The sequence below is a fragment of the Cupriavidus sp. SHE genome (assembly GCF_000812445.1).
GTDB classification, from domain to species: domain Bacteria; phylum Pseudomonadota; class Gammaproteobacteria; order Burkholderiales; family Burkholderiaceae; genus Cupriavidus; species Cupriavidus metallidurans.
In genome coordinates this window covers 49,836-68,724 of the sequence record NZ_JWMB01000037.1, presented here as the reverse complement: position 1 = coordinate 68,724, position 18,889 = coordinate 49,836, and the positions used below count along the sequence as shown (strand labels likewise).

The 18,889-nt window shown below is 65.7% G+C and carries 15 protein-coding genes and 1 riboswitch; of the genes, 8 read left to right on the top strand and 7 right to left on the bottom strand.

Annotation, left to right across the window (positions count from 1 at the left end; translation table 11 throughout):
• Window positions 1–26: 26 nt before the first annotated feature.
• Entirely contained in the window at window positions 27–704 is a 678-nt protein-coding gene (gene pyrE / locus RN01_RS18480; protein ID WP_008647201.1) for an orotate phosphoribosyltransferase, read from the top strand.
• Between the two features lie 47 nt (window positions 705–751).
• A complete protein-coding gene (locus tag RN01_RS18475; RefSeq protein ID WP_011515064.1) occupies window positions 752–2,080 on the top strand; it encodes a patatin-like phospholipase family protein in 1,329 nt (442 codons plus the stop codon).
• A 9-nt stretch (window positions 2,081–2,089) separates the two neighbouring features.
• Here RN01_RS18475 and RN01_RS18470 read toward each other — a convergent pair whose 3' ends face one another.
• The 4 genes from RN01_RS18470 to RN01_RS18455 are packed head-to-tail and all read right to left on the bottom strand — an operon-like array spanning window position 2,090 to window position 5,646.
• Complete coding sequence (locus RN01_RS18470) at window positions 2,090–2,899, bottom strand: polyphosphate kinase 2 family protein (protein WP_017511585.1); 810 nt, start codon at window positions 2,897–2,899, stop codon at window positions 2,090–2,092.
• 55 nt (window positions 2,900–2,954) lie between these two features.
• Window positions 2,955–3,821, bottom strand: coding sequence for a diaminopimelate epimerase (gene dapF / locus RN01_RS18465; protein WP_017511586.1), 867 nt, complete (start codon window positions 3,819–3,821; stop codon window positions 2,955–2,957).
• Window positions 3,822–3,835: 14 nt separating this feature from the next.
• A complete protein-coding gene (locus tag RN01_RS18460; RefSeq protein WP_011515067.1) occupies window positions 3,836–4,729 on the bottom strand; it encodes a lipid A biosynthesis lauroyl acyltransferase in 894 nt (297 codons plus the stop codon).
• Window positions 4,726–5,646, bottom strand: a complete 921-nt coding sequence (locus RN01_RS18455; RefSeq protein ID WP_017511587.1) for a lysophospholipid acyltransferase family protein — start codon at window positions 5,644–5,646, stop codon at window positions 4,726–4,728. The genes RN01_RS18460 and RN01_RS18455 overlap by 4 nt, the downstream gene beginning before the upstream one ends.
• A gap of 258 nt (window positions 5,647–5,904) precedes the next feature.
• On the opposite strand from RN01_RS18455, the gene metK reads away from it, so the two are divergent.
• The gene (gene metK, locus RN01_RS18450) at window positions 5,905–7,068 is read left to right on the top strand and encodes a methionine adenosyltransferase (RefSeq protein ID WP_008648556.1); all 1,164 of its coding nucleotides are present in this window, start codon (window positions 5,905–5,907) and stop codon (window positions 7,066–7,068) included.
• Window positions 7,069–7,210: 142 nt separating this feature from the next.
• Window positions 7,211–8,104, top strand: coding sequence for a Kdo hydroxylase family protein (locus RN01_RS18445; RefSeq protein WP_024569273.1), 894 nt, complete (start codon window positions 7,211–7,213; stop codon window positions 8,102–8,104).
• 45 nt (window positions 8,105–8,149) lie between these two features.
• Here RN01_RS18445 and RN01_RS18440 read toward each other — a convergent pair whose 3' ends face one another.
• Window positions 8,150–9,553 carry a coniferyl aldehyde dehydrogenase gene (locus RN01_RS18440; RefSeq protein ID WP_024569274.1) on the bottom strand — a complete coding sequence of 468 codons (1,404 nt, stop codon included), beginning with the start codon at window positions 9,551–9,553 and terminating at the stop codon, window positions 8,150–8,152.
• A gap of 247 nt (window positions 9,554–9,800) precedes the next feature.
• On the opposite strand from RN01_RS18440, the gene RN01_RS18435 reads away from it, so the two are divergent.
• Complete coding sequence (locus RN01_RS18435) at window positions 9,801–11,483, top strand: GMC family oxidoreductase (RefSeq protein ID WP_024569275.1); 1,683 nt, start codon at window positions 9,801–9,803, stop codon at window positions 11,481–11,483.
• A 51-nt stretch (window positions 11,484–11,534) separates the two neighbouring features.
• Here RN01_RS18435 and RN01_RS18430 read toward each other — a convergent pair whose 3' ends face one another.
• The gene (locus RN01_RS18430) at window positions 11,535–13,076 is read right to left on the bottom strand and encodes a methyl-accepting chemotaxis protein (RefSeq protein WP_017515121.1); all 1,542 of its coding nucleotides are present in this window, start codon (window positions 13,074–13,076) and stop codon (window positions 11,535–11,537) included.
• Between the two features lie 185 nt (window positions 13,077–13,261).
• Entirely contained in the window at window positions 13,262–14,947 is a 1,686-nt protein-coding gene (locus RN01_RS18425; protein ID WP_024569276.1) for an acyl-CoA dehydrogenase family protein, read from the bottom strand.
• A gap of 229 nt (window positions 14,948–15,176) precedes the next feature.
• A riboswitch (TPP riboswitch) is annotated at window positions 15,177–15,278 on the top strand.
• 121 nt (window positions 15,279–15,399) lie between these two features.
• On the opposite strand from RN01_RS18425, the gene thiC reads away from it, so the two are divergent.
• The 3 genes from thiC to thiS all read left to right on the top strand — a co-directional run bounded on the left by thiC (window position 15,400) and on the right by thiS (window position 18,882).
• The gene (thiC, locus tag RN01_RS18420; protein ID WP_175582377.1) at window positions 15,400–17,283 is read left to right on the top strand and encodes a phosphomethylpyrimidine synthase ThiC; all 1,884 of its coding nucleotides are present in this window, start codon (window positions 15,400–15,402) and stop codon (window positions 17,281–17,283) included.
• 176 nt (window positions 17,284–17,459) lie between these two features.
• Window positions 17,460–18,671 (top strand): FAD-dependent oxidoreductase, encoded by a 1,212-nt coding sequence (locus RN01_RS18415; protein ID WP_223277301.1) that lies wholly within the window; start codon window positions 17,460–17,462, stop codon window positions 18,669–18,671.
• A 13-nt stretch (window positions 18,672–18,684) separates the two neighbouring features.
• A complete protein-coding gene (thiS, locus tag RN01_RS18410) occupies window positions 18,685–18,882 on the top strand; it encodes a sulfur carrier protein ThiS (RefSeq protein ID WP_017514031.1) in 198 nt (65 codons plus the stop codon).
• Window positions 18,883–18,889: the final 7 nt, after the last annotated feature.

The window sequence follows — 18,889 nt, the reverse complement described above, 5'->3', positions numbered from 1 at the left end:
GGAAATTTTGAATTCAGAGAGAAAAGATGACGCAGCAGACGACGCCGGACGACCTCAGTCAGTCCTTCATCCGCTTTGCACTGGACGCAGGCGTACTGTCCTTCGGCGAGTTCGTGACCAAGGCTGGCCGCAAGTCGCCGTACTTCTTCAACGCCGGTCTGTTCAACCAGGGCGCGATGCTGGGCCAGGTGGCGCAATTCTACGCGAAGACCCTGCTGGAATCGGGCGTGCAGTTCGACGTGCTGTTCGGGCCGGCCTACAAGGGCATCACCCTGGCATCCGCCACGGCGGTGGCGCTGGCCGGCATGGGACGTGACGTCGGCTTCTCCTACAACCGCAAGGAAGCGAAGGACCATGGCGAAGGCGGCACACTGGTCGGCGCCAAGCTTCAGGGCAAGGTCGTGATCATCGACGACGTGATCTCCGCCGGTACCTCGGTGCGCGAGTCGATGCAACTGATTCGCGCCGCGGGCGCCGAGCCTGCTGCCGTGCTGATCGCGCTGGACCGCATGGAAAAGAGCGGCACGGCCGACAACATCGGCACGCATTCGGCGGTGCAGGATGTGCAGCGCGAGTACGGCATTCCGGTGATCGCGATCGCCACGCTCAAGGACCTGCTGGCGTATCTGGATGCGTCGAAAGACCCGTCGCTCGGGAACTCCCGGGAGGCTGTGGCAGCCTATCGTCAGAAGTACGGCGTCTGACAACGAACACGGCCCCGGATGGGGCCGTTTCTTTTTGGGAGCATGGCGTGGCGGTCAAGCGGCGAAACAAGGAAGCGATCCAAAGGGAAATCGGCGAACAGGGTGGTCCGCCGCAGGATTCATCGTCACCGGCCACACCGGAGCGGGCGAAACGCGGCGCCAGTGCGCGTGGCTCGGTGCTCAGCGAGCATTGCGGCCAGCCGGTCGAGCCCGGGGACGGGCCGCCGCACGAGGCCTACGCGATCCGCGCGCTGGTGCTGCAGGGCGGTGGCGCGCTTGGTTCCTATCAGGCCGGCGTCTACCAGGGGCTGGCCGAAGGGGGCATCCATCCCAACTGGATCGCGGGCATCTCGATCGGCGCGCTCAACGCGGCCGTCATTGCCGGCAATCCTCCCGAGACGCGCGTGGCGCAACTGCGCGCGTTCTGGGAATACATCTGCGCCCAGCCGTGGTTGCCCGGGCTGCCACTGGAGATGCTCAGCGACTCCGCGCCGACGTGGCCCGAGCCGATGCGAATCTGGTTCGACAGCTTCAACGCCGCGCGTGCGATCGTGGAGGGACAACGCGGCTTCTTCTCGCCGCGCGCGGTGACCGACCTCTGGGCGCATTTCGAAGACCCCACGCGGGTCAGCTACTACGACACCGCGCCGTTGAAATCCACGCTCGAGCGGTTTGCCGATTTCGACCGGATCAATCATCCAAAGGGGATGCGCGTGTCGGTGGGCGCCGTCAACGTCCACACGGGCAACTTCGCCTACTTCGACAACACGCGCACCACGCTGCGTCCCGAGCATTTCATGGCATCGGGCGCGCTGCCGCCGGGATTCCCGGCGATCGAGATCGATGGCGAGTACTACTGGGACGGCGGGCTCGTATCGAACACGCCCCTGCAAGAGGTGCTGACCGCCCAGCCGCGACGCGATGCGCTGATTTTCCAGGTGGACCTGTGGAGCGCCCGTGGCGGGCTGCCGCACAATCTGCAGGACGTGGTCGAGCGCCAGAAAGATATCCAGTACTCCAGCCGCACGCGGGCCATCACCGACTACATGCGCGAGCAGCAGAACTATCGCCGGATGCTTGGCGAAGTGCTGGCGCTGGTGCCACAGTCAAAGCGCAACGACCCGTGGTATCAGCGGGCAGCGGACCATGCCTGCGACGCACGGCGCAACGTGATTCAACTGATCTATCGTGACAAGTCGTTCGAGGGCAGCGCGAAGGATTACCAGTTCGGCGTGCTGACGATGCACGAGCATTGGGCCAGCGGCCTCGAGGACATTCGCGAAACGCTCAAGCACCCGAAGTGGCTGGCCATGCCGGGGCCGGACCACCCGTTCGTTACCCACGACGTGCATCGTGGCAACGGCGGCAACGACTGATCCGGTCGCCTATTCCACGGTCACCTTTGCCAGCTCGGGTTTGGGCGGCGGATAGCTTGGCTTGAGTTTGTGGAACACATCCGCAAGGATCTCCGCGACCATCAGGTTGCGGTGGCTTTTAGAATCGGCGGGCACGATGTACCAGGGACACGCCGGCGTGGCCGTGGCGGCGATTGCGGCCTCGTAGCTCTGCTGGTACTCCTTCCAGTACTTGCGCTCAGCCAGATCCTGCATGTCGAACTTCCAGTGCTTCTGCGGATCGGCGATGCGGTCCTCGAGTCGCCGCTTCTGCTCGGCTTTCGAAATGTGCAGGAAGCATTTGATGATCGTCGTCCCGGTCTCCGTCAACATCTCCTCGAACGCGCGGATCTGGCGGAAGCGGCGCTCGCATTCCTCGTCGTCGATCCAGCCATGCACGCGCGTGATCAGCACGTCTTCATAGTGGCTGCGGTTGAAGATGGCGATCTCGCCCTGGCGTGGAACCTGCAGGTGCACGCGCCACAAATAGTCGCGCGCCAGTTCCTCTGCCGTAGGGGCCTTGAAGCTGGCGACACGCACGCCTAGTGGGTCGAAATTCCGGAAGACCGAGCGCACGGTGCCGTCCTTGCCGCTGGTGTCCATGCCCTGCAGGATGAACAACAGTTTGCGACGGTGCTCAGCGTAGAAAATGTCCTGCTCCGCATCGAGTCGTGCCGACAGGTCGGCAACATGCGCAACGTCAGCGTCCTTTTCCCCCAAGGAGAACGGCTTGCTCTCCGGGTCGAAGGCGGCAAGCTTGAACCCCTTGCCCGAGGTGATGCAGAAATCGTCCAGCTTCATTGGTGCTCCCGAAGACGGGGCCGGGTCGGCCCCGTGTGTCTGCGAGCCTCAATGGTCAGGCAGGCAGCGTGGAGAGGTCAATAGTGCCTTCGAACACGGTCGTCGCGGGGCCCGTCATCTGCACGGGCTGGCCAGTGCCTTGCCACGCGATGGTCAGGTCGCCGCCGTGGGTGTGCACCTTGACCGGAGAGTCCAGCAAGCCGCGGCGGATGCCAGCCACCACGGCCGCGCAGGCGCCCGTGCCGCACGCCAGCGTTTCGCCCGCGCCGCGTTCGAACACGCGCAGCCGCACCGTGTTGCGGTCGACGATCTGCATGAATCCGGCATTGACCCGGTTCGGGAACGACTTGTGGTGCTCGATGACCGGGCCGTCCTGAAGCACCGGGAATTGCTCTACGTCGTCCACGATCTGCACCGCGTGCGGATTGCCCATCGACACGGGCGAGATCCACTCGGTGCGGCCGTTGACTTCGAGACCATAGAGCGTGTCCTGGGCTTCGGTGCGCGTCGGCAGGCCGTCGGCGATGAATGGCACGCGGGCGGGCGTGAGTTCGGGCTCGCCCATGTCCACCGTCACCTGACCGTCGTCCTGCAGCTTCAGCGTGATGACGCCGTTCATGACTTCCACGCGGACCGACTGCTTGTCGGTCATGCCACGGTCCGTGACGAAGCGGACGAAGCAACGGGCGCCGTTGCCGCAGTGTTCGACTTCGCCGCCGTCCGCGTTGACGATCCGGTAGCGGAAATCCACATCGTCGCGCGAAGATTTTTCGACGATCAGGATCTGGTCGGCGCCGATGCCGAAATGGCGATTCGCCAGCGCGCGCCATTGCGCGTCGGTCAGGTCGAGCTTCTGGTGAATGCCGTCCAGCACGATGAAATCGTTGCCGGCGCCGTGCATCTTGGTGAACTGGAGTTTCATGTCCGGAATTGTAATCAGTAGATGTCAGGTTCGCCGGGCGGGCGGTGCTTGAAGCGTTTGTGCACCCAGTAGTAGTCGGGCACGCGCGGACGGATGGCGTCCTCGAAGAACGCGTTCATGCGCCGTGTATCGTCGGTGACGCTTTCGCCGGGATAGTCGTCCCAAGGCGGCAGGATGTGCAGTACATACCCCTTGTAGTCCGGCAACTGCTCGGTGTAGATGGGTACGACCTTGGCACCCGCAAGCCGGGCCAGCCGGGAGACCGATGTCAGGGTCAGCGCCTCCACACCGAAGAACGGCACGAACTCGGAGTCGCGCTCGCCGAAGTCCATGTCGGAGATCAACTGCAGGGCCTCGCCCTTCTTCAGCACGCGGAGGATGTTGCGCACGCTGTCGTTGCGCGAAATCATGTTGGCGCCAAAGCGGCCGCGCGCGACCTTCAGGAAGTCATCGAACAGCGCGTTTTTCTGCACCGTGTAGAGCGAGGCGCCCGAGCGGCCCACGGTGTCGCGCAGGTGCATCGTCAGGCGAATCGCGCCGGCTTCCAGGCCGGACAGGTGCAGTGTCACCAGGATATGGGGCGAGCCGTCGAGCGAGGGCAGGTTGCCCTGGTCGTTGATCTGCACCAGCTGGCGCATCTTTTTCTCGTTGCAGGTCCAGAAGATGCCGCCCTCGGCAAAGCTGCGGAAGACCTTGCGGTAGGTCTCGCGCGACATCGCCTCGATTTCCGCATCGGTCTTGTCCGGGAAGCACAGCCGAAGGTTGGCCCGCACCACTTCGCGGCGCGGGTTTGGGATCATGAACAGAATGCTGCCCAGCGCCTCGCCGAAGCGGGCCACGAACGGGTAGGGGAGTTTGCCCAGCACCGTCAGCAGACCGATGCCGAGCCACGTGAAGATCCGGCTCATTGAATGTTGTTGTTGGTTGTGGCCTGTGTAGTGGCACGTGTAGTGGCCTGTGTGGTGGCGATCGTGTCCGGCGGCAATTCCGCGCCGCTTGGACACTTGTAGCGGTTATACCCCCACAGGTACTGGGTCGGGTCGATAGTGATCAAGTCTTCGATAGCCGCATTGATCACGGCCGACGCCGCAGCGGGATCCTCGGGCAGCATCCCGCCATCGCTCAGGATGCGCAGGTGGCCGCGATAGCCCGCGCCCTTCGGCAGGCGTTCGGCATAGACCATCACCACTGGGGCCTTTGTCAATTGCTGCAGCCGGTGCACCAGCGTCATCGAATAGGCTGGCTTGTCGAAGAATGGCGCCCAGGTGCCCTCGCCGCCGCTTGGCACCTGATCGGGCAGGATGCCGACCGCTTCGCCGCGCTTCAGGGCCTTGACCAGCATCCGCACGCCGCGTGGATTGGCCGGGGCCATCGCCATGTTGGGCCGGCTGCGCATCCGTTCGACGAACTCGCGCAGCCATGCCTGGTGCGGCGGCTTGAACATCGCGGTGACACGGCGCAGGCGCGCGTACGACTGGGGCAGCACCTCGAAGCAGCCCAGATGCGGCGTCAGGACGATCACGCCATTGCCGGCCGACTCCAGGCGGGCCAGTTCTGGCCAGAGATGATCGTCGAAGTTGTCCGTGCGGACCGTGATGGACTTGCGGCTCCAGAAGTACGGCATTTCCATGATCAGCCGGCCCGAATGGCGCGCGGCTTCCGCCAGCATGGCGTCGGATGCATCCGGATAGGCGTGGCGGAAGTTCTCCTCCAGTCTGCGTCCATAGCGGCCAGGCAGCCGCGCCGCCAGCAGTCCCAGGGCGCCGCCGATCGCGTGGAGCGCGCGCAGTGGTAAGCGGGAAATCAGCCAGAAAATAAATGTCATGACGCCGTCAGGGCTAAATTCGGCAGCGTGCCGGCCGAGAATAACAATATCGGGTTCGCGTCGGCCGCTGCCTGTGGCATACCCAACATGGCACGCTGCAGCGAGGCCGGCAGGCGCGTATAATAGCTGCATCGCCGAGTTAACTGACAACTTGCGGGGCGATGCCGCTCTACCCGAGGGGCCTGAAAATACCGCTAAAGCGTCGCCGCATCGTTTCCCGAGGCTGGCACGCAATAGCCAACTTGGAGAAACCAGATCGTGTCGAACGATTTCCTCTTTACTTCGGAATCTGTCTCCGAAGGCCATCCCGATAAAGTAGCCGACCAGATTTCGGATGCTGTCCTGGACGCGATCCTTGCCCAGGACAAGTACGCCCGCGTGGCGGCCGAGACGCTTTGCAATACGGGACTTGTCGTGCTGGCGGGTGAAATCACCACGACCGCCAACGTCGACTACATCCAGGTCGCGCGCGAAACCATCAAGCGCATCGGTTACGACAACACCGAGTACGGCATCGACTACAAGGGCTGCGCCGTGCTGGTGGCCTACGACAAGCAATCGCCCGACATCGCCCAGGGCGTCGACCGCGCGTCGGACGACTACCTGAACCAGGGCGCTGGCGACCAGGGCCTGATGTTCGGCTATGCCTGCGACGAAACGCCGGAACTGATGCCGTTCCCGATCTACTACTCGCACCGCCTGGTGGAGCGCCAGTCGCTGCTGCGCCGTGACGGCCGCCTGCCCTGGCTGCGTCCCGACGCCAAGTCGCAGGTGACCGTGCGCTACGTGGACGGCCGTCCGCACAGCGTGGATACCGTGGTGCTGTCAACCCAGCACGCGCCGGACATCTCGCAGGCACAGATCCGTGAAGCCGTGATCGAAGAGATCATCAAGCCGGTGCTGCCGGCCGAGATGCTCAAGGAAACCAAGTACCTGGTGAACCCGACCGGCCGTTTCGTAATCGGTGGCCCGCAAGGCGATTGCGGCCTGACCGGCCGCAAGATCATCGTCGATACCTATGGTGGCGCTTCGCCGCACGGTGGCGGTGCGTTCTCGGGCAAGGATCCGTCGAAGGTGGATCGTTCGGCCGCCTACGCCGCGCGCTACGTGGCCAAGAACGTCGTGGCCGCCGGCCTGGCGCGCCAGTGCCAGGTGCAGGTCAGCTACGCGATCGGCGTGGCCCGCCCGATCAACGTGACCGTGTACACCGAAGGCACCGGCAAGATCTCCGACGAGAAGATCGCCGCGCTGGTTCAGGAGCATTTCGACCTGCGTCCGAAGGGCATCGTCCAGATGCTGGACCTGCTGCGTCCGATCTACGAGAAGACTGCCGCCTACGGCCACTTCGGCCGCGAGGAGCCGGAGTTCTCGTGGGAAGCCACGGACAAGGCCGCGATTCTGCGCGCTGCCGCCGGCCTGTAAGCGCCTGCTGCTGCGTCCGGGCGTTCTGCCGGATCAAGCCCCCGCCGGTCCCTCGGGAGCGAGCGGGGTTTTTTGTTGATCTTGCTGCACAAGACCTCGGGCCCAGTAGGGGTAAAATCCGGTCCAATCCGAACTTAATGGAATGGCTATGTCTCTGGATCTGATCCGTACTCAGCCCTACACCGACTGGTCGCCCGAAGTCTCGCCGGAGACGCAAGCGAAGCTGCGCCGTGAACTGGAACAGGGCGCCGTGCTGTATTTCCCGAACCTGCATTTCCGATTTGCGCCGGGAGAAGAGCGTTTTCTCGATAGCCGCTACTCGGACGGCAAGTCGAAGAACATCAACCTGCGTGCCAACGAAGGCGCCGTGCGCGGCGCGGCGGGTACCCAGCAGGACCTGACCGATCTCTACAACCTGATCCGTCGGTACGCCGAATCGACTGAGTCGCTGATCCACGCGCTGTTCCCCGAGTATGGGCCGCACATGACGCGCGCGGGTACCTCGCTGCGGCCGAGCGAGATCGCCGGACGCCCGGTGAGCTGGCGCAAGGACGATACGCGCCTGCACGTCGATGCATTCCCTTCGAATCCGCTGCTTGGCAAGCGCCTGCTGCGCGTGTTCCACAACATCGATCCGGAGGCACCGCGCGTCTGGCGCGTGGGCGAGCCATTCGCCGATTTCGCGGGCCACTTCGTGCCGAAGACCCACGGGATGTGGCCCGGTCAATCCTGGCTGATGAAGACGCTGCACATCACCAAGCGCGCGCGCAGCGAGTACGACCATCGCATGCTGCAACTGCATGATCTGGCCAAGGCCGATCTCGACTACCAGAAGTCGGTGCCGCAACAGGAATTCCAGTTCCCGCCGGGTTCGACCTGGATCGTGTTCAGCGACCAGCTTCTCCATGCGGCCATGCGCGGCAAGGCCATGATGGAACAGACCATCTACCTGGACCCCGCCGCCATTGGTGACCGCACGCACTCGCCCGAGGCTGTGTTGTCGAAGATGCTGGGCAAGCCGATGCTGGCGGCTTGAAGGTGGGAAATACGCCCGTTCCCGTAGCGCGGGAGCGGGGCGTTGTCAGCGCAGCAGCAGCTTCAACATCGACTCGAACCGCTTGCCATAGGGCGGCTTGAGCAGCCCGGCGCCATTGAGGCCGGCCTGATGGAAGATCGGCTTGAGCTTCGAGAACGTCTCGAAGCCGGCCTTGCCGTGATAGACGCCCATGCCGCTCGGGCCGACGCCGCCAAATGGCAGGTCGTCCTGGGCGATATGGAATAGCGTGTCGTTGACGGTCACGCCGCCGGCTACGGTCTGGCGCATCACACGGTCCACCACATCCCCCGACTTATCGAACACATAAAGCGCCAGCGGGCGTGGGCGCGCGTTCACGAAGCCGATCGCGTCCTCGATGCTGCGATACGTCACCACGGGCAGTACCGGCCCGAAGATCTCCTCCTGCATCGCCATCACGTTGTCCGGCACATCCGTCAGCAGCACCGGCGGCAGGCGGCGCGCGGCGGCGTCCGGCGTGGCGTCGGTCAGCGGCACTGCCTGCGCCCCCGCCGCGGTAGCGGCGGCGATCATCGACTCCAGCCGGTCGAAGTGACGTGGGCTGATGATGCTGGTGTAGTCGGGGTTGCGCGCGATATCGGGATAAAGCCGGCTGACGCAGCGGCGAGCCGCCTCGGCGAAGCGGTCGCGTTGGTCGGCTTGCACCAGCACGTAGTCGGGCGCGATGCAGGTCTGGCCCGCGTTCAGCAGCTTGCCCACCAGGATCCGCTCCACGGCCCGCTCGAAATCCGCGTGCGGCCCGATGATCGCGGGTGACTTGCCGCCCAGTTCCAGCGTGACCGGCGTGAGGTTCGCCGCAGCGGCCCGCATCACATGGTGGCCGACATTGGTTGAGCCCGTGAACAGCAGGTGGTCGAACGGCAGGGTGCTGAAGGCGGCGGCCACTTCGGCGTCGCCGTTGATCACGGCCACCTCGTCGGGCGCGAAGGCCGCCTGCACCAGTTGCGCGAACAACGCGGAGAAGCGCGGCGTGTACTCCGACAGCTTGACCATAGCGCGATTGCCGGCCGCCAGCGCGCCGGTCAGCGGCCCGATGGTCAGGTACAGCGGGTAGTTCCACGGCACCACGATACCAACCACGCCAAGCGGCTGCGGCATCAGGCGCGAGCGGCCAGGCTTGAACCAGAGGCCGGTGCTGGCGCGGCGCACGCGCATCCAGCGCTTGCCGTGCCGCAATGCGTCATCGATCCCGGCCATGCTCGGAAACACTTCCAGCAGAGCGGTCTCCTGACGCGGACGGTTGGTGAAGTCCGCGCTGATGGCTGCGGCGATGGCTTCATGATTGGCCTGCACGAGCCTGCGCAAGCGGCGCAGCCGGTCGGCCCGCACATCCCATGGTGGTGTCTGGTCGTGCCGCGAGGCTGCGCGCATTGCATCAAACAAGGACGACATGGCGGGCACTTCTCTCATTGGCGGTCTCCTTCTGGGACACGGTTTGGTTCCGGGGCGGGGCGGCAGCCCGCAGGCCATCGGCCACCATAAGCCAGCCGCGCGGTTATCGCAATGGAGGGCGACTACCAAACACCGCGCGGCGACCGGGTTTGGGGGAGTGACATCGCCGCGCTTCACGACCCCCCGCGCCAGCGCCTACACTGGATTCTCGCGACACGCGTCCGCTGGGGACTGGCAGTACGGACACCGACACGCGAGGAGACAGATGGAAGCGACCTTTGACTATCTCGTCGTGGGCGCCGGCTCGGCCGGATGCGCGCTGGCCGGGCGGCTGGCCGACAGTGGCAACGACAGTATCGCGCTGCTCGAGGCAGGCGGCCACGATCACCATGTGCTGGTACGCACACCCGCTGCGGGCGCTGCGTTCCTGCCACGGGCCGGCTCGCGCAACGTCGGATACCGGACCGTTCCGCAGGAAGGGCTGGACGGCAGGCGAGTCAGCCAGCCGCGTGGACGCGGCCTCGGCGGCTCATCCTTGATCTCCGCCATGATTTACACGCGCGGCCGCCCGGCCGACTACGACGCCTGGGCCGATGCCGGCTGCGACGGCTGGTCGTGGGACGACGTGCTGCCGTATTTCCGCCGCGCCGAGTGCAACGCGCGTCTGGCCGGCGAGGACGACGATCCGCTTCACGGCGGCACCGGGCCGCTGCACGTCAGCGACCTGCGCTCGCCGAACCCGTTCGCGCACCATTTCATCGACGCAGCACAGCGTGCCGGCATCGTGCGCAACGGCGACTTCAACGGTGATGAGCAGGAAGGCGTGGGCTGGTATCAGGTGACCCAGCACAATGGCGAGCGATGGAATGCCGCGCGTGCCTATCTGCACGGCGGAAATGCCCGCAACCGGACCAGCAACGGCGGACGCAGCCACCTGCACGTGCTGACGGGGGTGCAGGTGCTGCGCGTGCTGTTCGAGCGCAGGCGTGCGGTGGGCGTCGTTGCGTGGCGCGACGGCAAGGAACTGGAAATCCGCGCGCGCCGGGAGGTGATCCTTGCCGCGGGCGCGTTCGGGTCTCCGCAACTACTGATGGCTTCCGGCGTGGGGCCGATGATGCATCTGCGCGAGCTTGGCATTCCGGTGGTCCACGACCTGCCAGGCGTTGGCGCCAATCTGCAGGATCACGTGGATGTCTCGGTGCAAAGACGCGTGCGTGCGTCCGAGCTGTTCGGCATCTCGCTGGGCAGCGCATTCCGGCTGATTGGTGAAAGCCTGCGCTATCGGCGCGGGCGATCGGGCATGCTGACATCGAACCTGGCCGAAGCAGGCGCCTTCGTGCGCAGCCGCCCCGGGCTGGCCGAGCCCGACTTGCAATTGCGTTTCGTGGTGGGGCTCGTCGACGACGAGACGCGCCGCCTGCGCCTGGGGCATGGCTACGCGTGCCATGCCAGTGTGCTGCGCCCGCGCAGCCGTGGCGTGGTGCGGCTGGCGTCACCGGACTCGCGCAAGGCGCCGCTGATCGATCCGCATTATCTGTCGGACCCGCAGGACATGGACGGCCTGCTCGACGGGTTGCGTATCGCGCGACGTATCCTGGCGCAGGCGCCGCTTGCGGCATTCGGCGGGCAGGATCTGCGGCTGGGCCAACTGCGTGACGATGGCGGCAATGACGAAGCCGCGCGGGCCTGGATTCGCGCGCACGCGCAATCGGCCTGTCAGCCGGTGGGCACCTGCCGCATGGGCATGGACCCGCTGGCGGTGGTGGACCCTCAACTGCGCGTGCGCGGCATCGAGGGCCTGCGGGTGGTGGATGCATCGATCATGCCGACGCTGATCGGCGGTGACGCAAACGCGCCGGCAATCATGATCGGCGAGCGCGCCCACGACCTGATTCGCTACGCGCCGCATGTGACGTTGCGGATTCTCGAAACCGTGGCGGCCGATTGACGCAGGCCGCCGCGTTGGCGGCGTACCGGGTGACCGCCGTGGACGGCGTACTCAGACGTTCATCCTGAACTGGCCCACCATCTCGCGCAGCTTGCTGGCTTGCTCGTCAAGCGACTGCGCGGCGGCGGCGGCTTCTTCGACCAGCGCCGCGTTCTGCTGCGTGACCTGGTCCATCTGGCCCACTGCGTGTCCCACCTGCTCGATGCCGGTGCTCTGCTCCTGCGAGGCCGCCGAGATCTCCGTGATGATGTCCGACACACGCCTCACGGCTTGCTGGATCTCCGTCATCGTGCTGCCCACGCCATGCGCCTGCTCGGAGCCGGCACGCACGGTTTCCGCCGAGGCTTCGATCAGATCCTTGATTTCCTTGGCCGCGCTGGAAGAGCGTTGCGCGAGGCTGCGCACTTCGCCCGCCACCACGGCGAATCCGCGGCCCTGTTCCCCGGCGCGTGCGGCTTCCACGGCGGCATTGAGCGCGAGGATGTTGGTCTGGAACGCAATGCCCTCGATCATGTTCGTGATCTCGGCGATGCGCCCGGAACTGGTGCTGATCGCGCCCATCGTCTCCACCATCTGATTGACCGCCTGGTTGCCTTGATCTGCCACCTGCGCGGCGTTGCCGGCCAGCGACGATGCCTGCTGGGCGTTGTCGGCGTTCTGGCGGACAGTCGTGCTCAATTGCTCCATGCTCGAGGCGGTCTCCTCGAGCGAGGCCGCCTGTTGTTCCGTGCGCGAGGACAGGTCGGTGTTCCCGGCGGCAATCTGCGCGGCCGCGACGCCGACAGAATCGGTCGATCGACGTACGTCGCGCAACGTACCTGCCACGCGCTCGAGCAGCGTGTTGAACGATTGCGCGGTAAGGCCGATTTCGTCGAGCCGGTCCACGGCGGCACGATGATCGAGGTCGAGCGTGCGGCTGACGTATTCGAGCGAGCCCTGGATCTGCGCCAGGCTGCCTCGGATCCGCCGGAACAGCATCAGCGCCATGATGGCCGTAAGGGCGACGGTAATGACGATCACGCTCAGGGAAATGCTGACAGACCGTGCATGTTGGGCCTTGTTGTTCTCCACGGCGATCCCGCCCTGCTTGGTGTTGTACTCGAGGTGCTCGGCCACCGTTTTACGCAGCGCCAGGGAGGCCTTGAACAGCTCGCCGGCCGTCAGCATCTGCCTCGCCGCGGCATAGTCGCCGGTCCGGGAGCGCTCGAAGAAGGCCGGGACCTGGTCACGATAGTGTTTGACCGCGGCGCGATCGGCCGCAAGCAATGCGCGGTCCGTCTCGTCCGAGATGTCATCGCGCTCGTACTTGTCGATCATCCTGTCAAAGCGCTTGCTGGCTTCGTCGAACTGTTGCTCGACCTCGGCCATACCCTTGGCGTCGTCGCTGAGGCCGTGGCGATACAACTCGATACGCATTGCGGCGACCGATTCGGCGACGGTATTCAGATCATGGACGCTGCCGAGCGTGTTGTCGTTGAAGTACTCGAGGCGTTTCTCCGATTCGTTCATTTGCCAGATGCCGCCGATGCCGACAAAGAGCAGCGCGAGCAGTGCAATGGAGAGCGTAAGTAACAGACGTTTGCTGATAGTCATGGGGCTATTCGACGCACGCCGCAAGGCAAGCGTCGTCCGTTGGGTGACTTGGATTTCGCAGCGGGCCGACTGCCCGTCACCTCAACATTTACGGAGTGCACGCATCCCCATGAAGATGAGTGAATTGCGGCACATCAACTTTCGTGCGATCTCTCCGCACGGACTGTCGTTGCTTTTCGGTGGCCTCAGGCGGGCCAGGCGCGTGCCGCGATGCGCGCCAGCATGTTGGCGTCGGCGTCGAGCGTGCCGAACACGCGGCCGTGCTGGCGGCCAAGCCGGCTTGCAACGAATAGCGCCGCCGATTCGGCATTGCCGTGCGCGATCATCAGCGCAGCCTGCGCGGTCAGCACCAGTCCTTGCGCGAAACGTCGCGCGCTGGTTTCGAGCTGTTCAGCGGGCTCTCGCAGCATCGCCTGCAGCGACGCCAGCTCCGCGCGCACGGCGGCGTCACCATTCGACAGCCGCGCCAGATCCTGCAGGATGCGCGCGCCATCGCCGGGGTCACGCTGGAGCGCGCGCAGGACATCCAGGCACATGATGTTGCCCGAGCCTTCCCAGATCGAGTTGACCGGCGCTTCGCGATACAGCCGCGCCATCGGGCCGTCCTCCACGTAGCCGTTGCCGCCCCAGACCTCCATCGTCTCGCCGGTGGCCTCCAGCGCGCGCTTGCAGATCCAGAATTTGGCCGCCGGGGTCATCACGCGCTTCCAGGTGGCGGCCAGCGGATCGTCGTCGGCATGTTCGAAGGCATGTGCCAGCGCCATCATCATCAGTGTGGCGGCCTCGGATTCGAGCGTCAGGTCGGCCAGCACGTTGCGCATCAGCGGCTGGTCCGCCAGCAGCCTGCCGAACGCCATGCGGTGCCGCGCATGGTGGAGTGCCTGCACCAGGCCGGCCCGTAGCAGCGCCGCGCTGCCGATCACGCAGTCGAGCCGCGTGTTGGTGGCCATCTCGATGATCGTGGGGATGCCCCGGCCTTCCTCGCCGATCAGGATGCCGGTGGTGCCGCGGAACTCGACTTCGCTGCTCGAGTTGGAGCGGTTGCCGAGCTTGTCCTTGAGCCGCTGGATCAGGATCGGATTCTTGCTGCCGTCGTCGCGGAAGCGCGGCACGAAGAAGCACGAGAGCGGCCCGTCGGCCGCGCCCATGCGGGCTACCACCAGATGCGCGTCGCACATCGGCGCCGAGAAAAACCACTTGTGGCCCGTCAGCGCGTATTCCGCGCCCCGGCCGTCGCCGCGCACGGGCAGCGCCACCGTGGTGTTGGCGCGCACGTCTGAGCCGCCCTGTTTCTCGGTCATGCCCATGCCGATCATCACAGCGGTCTTGTCGCGCCACGGCAGGTCGCGCGCATCGTGTTCGGTGGCGTAGAGGCGCGGTTCGAGATCGCAGAACAACGCGGGTTCCTTGCGCAGGACCGGAATGCTTGCGAGCGTCATCGTGGTGGGACACAGCGAGCCGGATTCAACCTGGGCCTGCAGGAAGTAGCCCACCGTGCGCGCGGCCCAGACGCCGGGACGCGGTTGGGCGAAGGGCAGGGCCTGAAGTTGCTGGCTGCGTAGCAGCACCAGCAGGTTGTGCCACGACGGGTGGAATTCCACCTGGTCGATCCGCTCGCCAGTGCGGCTGTGCGTATGCAACTCGGGGGGGAATCGGTTGGCGTCCGCGGCCCATGCCTGCACCTCCGGATCGCCCAGCCGCGCGCCGAATGCGGTGAGCGTATCGGCGTGCCACGCGCCGCCCAGGCGATCCAGCGCGGCACGCAGGCCGGGGTCCGACTCGAACAGGTTGTAGTGCGCCAGATCGGGCACCTGGTTGAACACCGTATGAGTTTGCGCACTGCCGGCATCGGGAAAGGATGTGGCGTCCATGGCATCTCCTGCGTGCGGAATTCGATCGAGGGGGCGGCCTGATGCGGTTCATGGTACGGCAACAACGGCGCGCGCAACACTGCCGAATCCCGCCACAAGACCCGCCAGCCTGCTTGCATCCGCCGTTATCGTGCACCGCAACATGTCGATTCCGATACTGTGATGCATGACAGATGCAACCGATCTTTGGCTGGCGTCAGGCAGGGGCTTGTGCTTAAATTCACCCCGTTGGATGAAACAGGGGTGCCGTTCGGATGGGCCGGGCGGCTGAGAGAGTCCCTTCGAACCCGATCCGGCTAGTACCGGCGTGGGAAGTTTCAACTAGAACCGAATTGCTCTAGTCCCGCGGATTTCCACATGGATCCGCACAAACGGGACACCGCCGCCGGCCATGCCTCGCGACGGACCTCACAGGGCTCCTGGTTTCGTCCATCCCCGCATGAGAGAGGACGATACCCATGGCCCGTACTGCCCCCGCTGCTTCGTTTGAATCGCTCGAAAGCGATCTCGACCAGAAATTCGCCTACCCGGCTTCCAGCAAGACCTATATCACCGGCAGCCGGCCGGACATCCGAGTGCCGCTGCGCACGATCCTGCAGACCGCCACGCGCACCGAGAAGGGCGAGATGGCGAACCCGCCGATTCCCGTCTATGACACCTCGGGCCCGTACAGCGATCCGGACGTGCATATCGACCTGAAGGCCGGCCTGCCGCCCGTCCGCGCCAAGTGGATCGAAGAGCGCAACGACACCGAGGTGCTGACTGGCCTGTCGTCGGAGTACGGCCTGGCACGCGCCAATGACCCCGCCACGGCACACCTGCGCTTCGCGCAGCTGACGAACCCGCGTCGCGCCAAGGCCGGCGCGAACGTGTCGCAGATGCACTACGCACGCAAGGGCATCATCACGCCCGAAATGGAATACGTGGCGCTGCGCGAATCGCTGAACCTGCAGGCGCTCTACGACAAGCCCGAGTACAAGGCGCTGCTGCGACAGCATCCGGGCAACGCCCTGGGCGCCGCTCTGCCGCTGCGTCCGGAAGACATGACGCCGGAATTCGTGCGCCGCGAAGTGGCCGCCGGCCGCGCCATCATTCCGGCCAACATCAACCACACGGAACTGGAGCCGATGGCGATCGGCCGCAACTTCCGCGTCAAGATCAACGGCAACCTGGGCAATTCGGCAGTGACGTCGTCGCTGGCCGAGGAAGTGGAAAAGATGGTGTGGTCGATCCGCTGGGGCGCCGACACCATCATGGATCTGTCCACCGGCAAGCACATCCACGAAACGCGCGAGTGGATCCTGCGCAACTCGCCGGTGCCCATCGGCACGGTGCCCATCTACCAGGCGCTGGACAAGACCGGCGGTATCGCCGAGGACCTGACCTGGGAAATGTTCCGCGACACGCTGATCGAGCAGGCGGAGCAGGGCGTGGACTACTTCACGATCCACGCCGGCGTGCTGCTGCGCTACGTGCCGATGACGGCCGACCGCGTGACAGGCATCGTCTCGCGCGGTGGTTCGATCATGGCCAAGTGGTGCCTGGCGCACCACAAGGAAAACTTCCTGTACACGCACTTCGACGAGATCTGCGAAATCATGAAGGCGTACGACGTGTCGTTCAGCCTGGGTGATGGTCTGCGTCCGGGCTGTATCGCCGATTCGAATGATGACGCCCAGTTCGGCGAACTGCGCACGCTTGGCGAACTGACCGCCAAGGCGTGGGAGCACGACGTGCAGGTGATGATCGAAGGCCCGGGCCACGTGCCGCTGCAGCGCATCCAGGCCAACATGGACGAAGAGCTCAAGCACTGCTACGAAGCGCCGTTCTACACGCTGGGACCGCTGGTCACCGACATCGCGCCGGGCTATGACCACATCACCAGCGGCATTGGCGCCGCCAACATCGGCTGGATGGGCACCGCGATGCTGTGCTACGTCACGCCGAAGGAGCATCTGGGCCTGCCGGACAAGGAAGACGTGCGCGAGGGCATCATCACGTACAAGATCGCCGCGCACGCCGCCGATCTGGCCAAGGGCTGGCCCGGCGCGCAGCTCCGCGACAACGCGCTGTCCAAGGCGCGCTTCGAGTTCCGCTGGGAAGACCAGTTCAACCTCGGTCTCGATCCCGAGCGCGCGCGTTCGTTCCACGACGCCACGCTGCCGGCCGAAGGCGCCAAGATCGCTCACTTCTGCTCGATGTGCGGGCCGAAGTTCTGCTCGATGAAGATCACGCAGGAAGTGCGCGACTACGCGGCATCGCTGCCGGAAGCCGAACGCGGAATGCAGGAGAAGTCGATCGAGTTCGTGAAGACGGGCTCGAAGATCTACTCGTAAGCCGCTATCTGCGCCGACGTGCAGACGGGTGCGGCCCTTGTGGCCGCGCCCGGCAGTATCCGCAGTACCCGTAGCACCTGAGTCCCGCGCGCGGCGCCCCCACGCGGCGCGGCGGTATTCACCCAACCGGAGGCCGGACGGCACATACCTTTCTCATGCCGCCGGCAAACAATCTCATGACAGCAGTACAGTCCTTCGATGTCGCCATCCTCGGTGCCGGCCTGGCCGGGCGGTTGTCCGCCTGGCAGCTCGTGCGCGCCGGCGCCCGCGTGGCGCTGATCGAGCGTGGCGGACCCGACGGCAGCGGCTCGGCCGCGCATGTGGCGGCAGCCATGCTGGCGCCGCTGGCCGAATCGGCGATTGCCGAGCGTCGCATCGTCGATCTCGGCATGGCCAGCGTCGATCTCTGGCGTACCTGGATCGGCGAATTGCCGGAGCCCGTGTTCTTCCAGGAGGACGGCACGCTGGTGGTCTGGCACGCGCGTGACCGCAGCGAGGTGTCGCTGTTCACGGGGCGTATGCGTGCCGTGGCGCCGCCCGATCTGGTGCAGCAACGCCTGCGCGCGCTCGACGGCGAAGGCGTAGGCCAGATCGAGCCGGCCTTGGCGGGGCGCTTTCCGCAAGGCCTGCTGCTGCAGGGCGAAGGGCAGCTCGACAACCGAGGCGCGCTGCACGCGCTGCTGAGCTGCGCCGTGACCGAGGGCTTGCACTGCGTCTGGGAGGCCGGTGACATCGATGCCGACGCCTTGCCCGCGCTGGGTATTCGCGCTGGCGTGGTGCTCGACTGCCGCGGCCTGGGCGCGCGCGCCGCATGGACCAATGCGTCTGTGGGCGGCGAGACGTCGCTGCCCGGCCTGCGCGGCCTGCGTGGCGAAGTGGTGCGCGTCCACGCTCCGGATGTGAAGCTGCATCGCCCGGTGCGACTGCTGCATCCGCGCTACCCGATCTATATCGCTCCGAAGCCGAACGATCTCTACGTGATCGGCGCCACGGAACTCGAAAGCGAGGACGAATCGCCAATGAGCGTGCGTTCCGCGCTCGAACTGCTCTCGGCCGCGCATTCGCTGCATCCGGCGTTCGGCGAGGCGCGCGTACTCGAACTCAATGTCCAGCGCCGGCCAACCCGCCCCGACCATCTGCCGGCGATTCGCGTCGACCAGCAGGCACGCGTCGTGCGCGTCAACGGTCTCTATCGGCATGGCTGGCTGATCGCGCCGGCCGTGACGGAGGCTGCGTGTGCCGTCGTGCGCGCGATGCTCGGCGGTGACCCCGCCGCGCACGCGGTGCCCGCCGCGTTGCGCTGGCCCGGCATGATCGAAGCCGTGCAGGAGCGTGGCACCGCGATGCTATCGGCCGGGGCCGGGGCCGGCAGCGGCCTGCTGCACTAATCAGACAGACACCATGGAAATCCTGCTCAATGGCCGACCGACCGAGTTGCCCGAAGCCGCCACGCTGGCGGACGCGGTGACGGCGGCGGCCATCGCGCCGCCGTTCGCCGCCGCGGTGAACGGCCAGTTCGTCCCGCGCACCCGCCATGCGGCCACGCCGTTGGCCGCGGGCGACCAGATCGATCTCGTGCAACCCGTGACGGGAGGCTAAGTCCCTT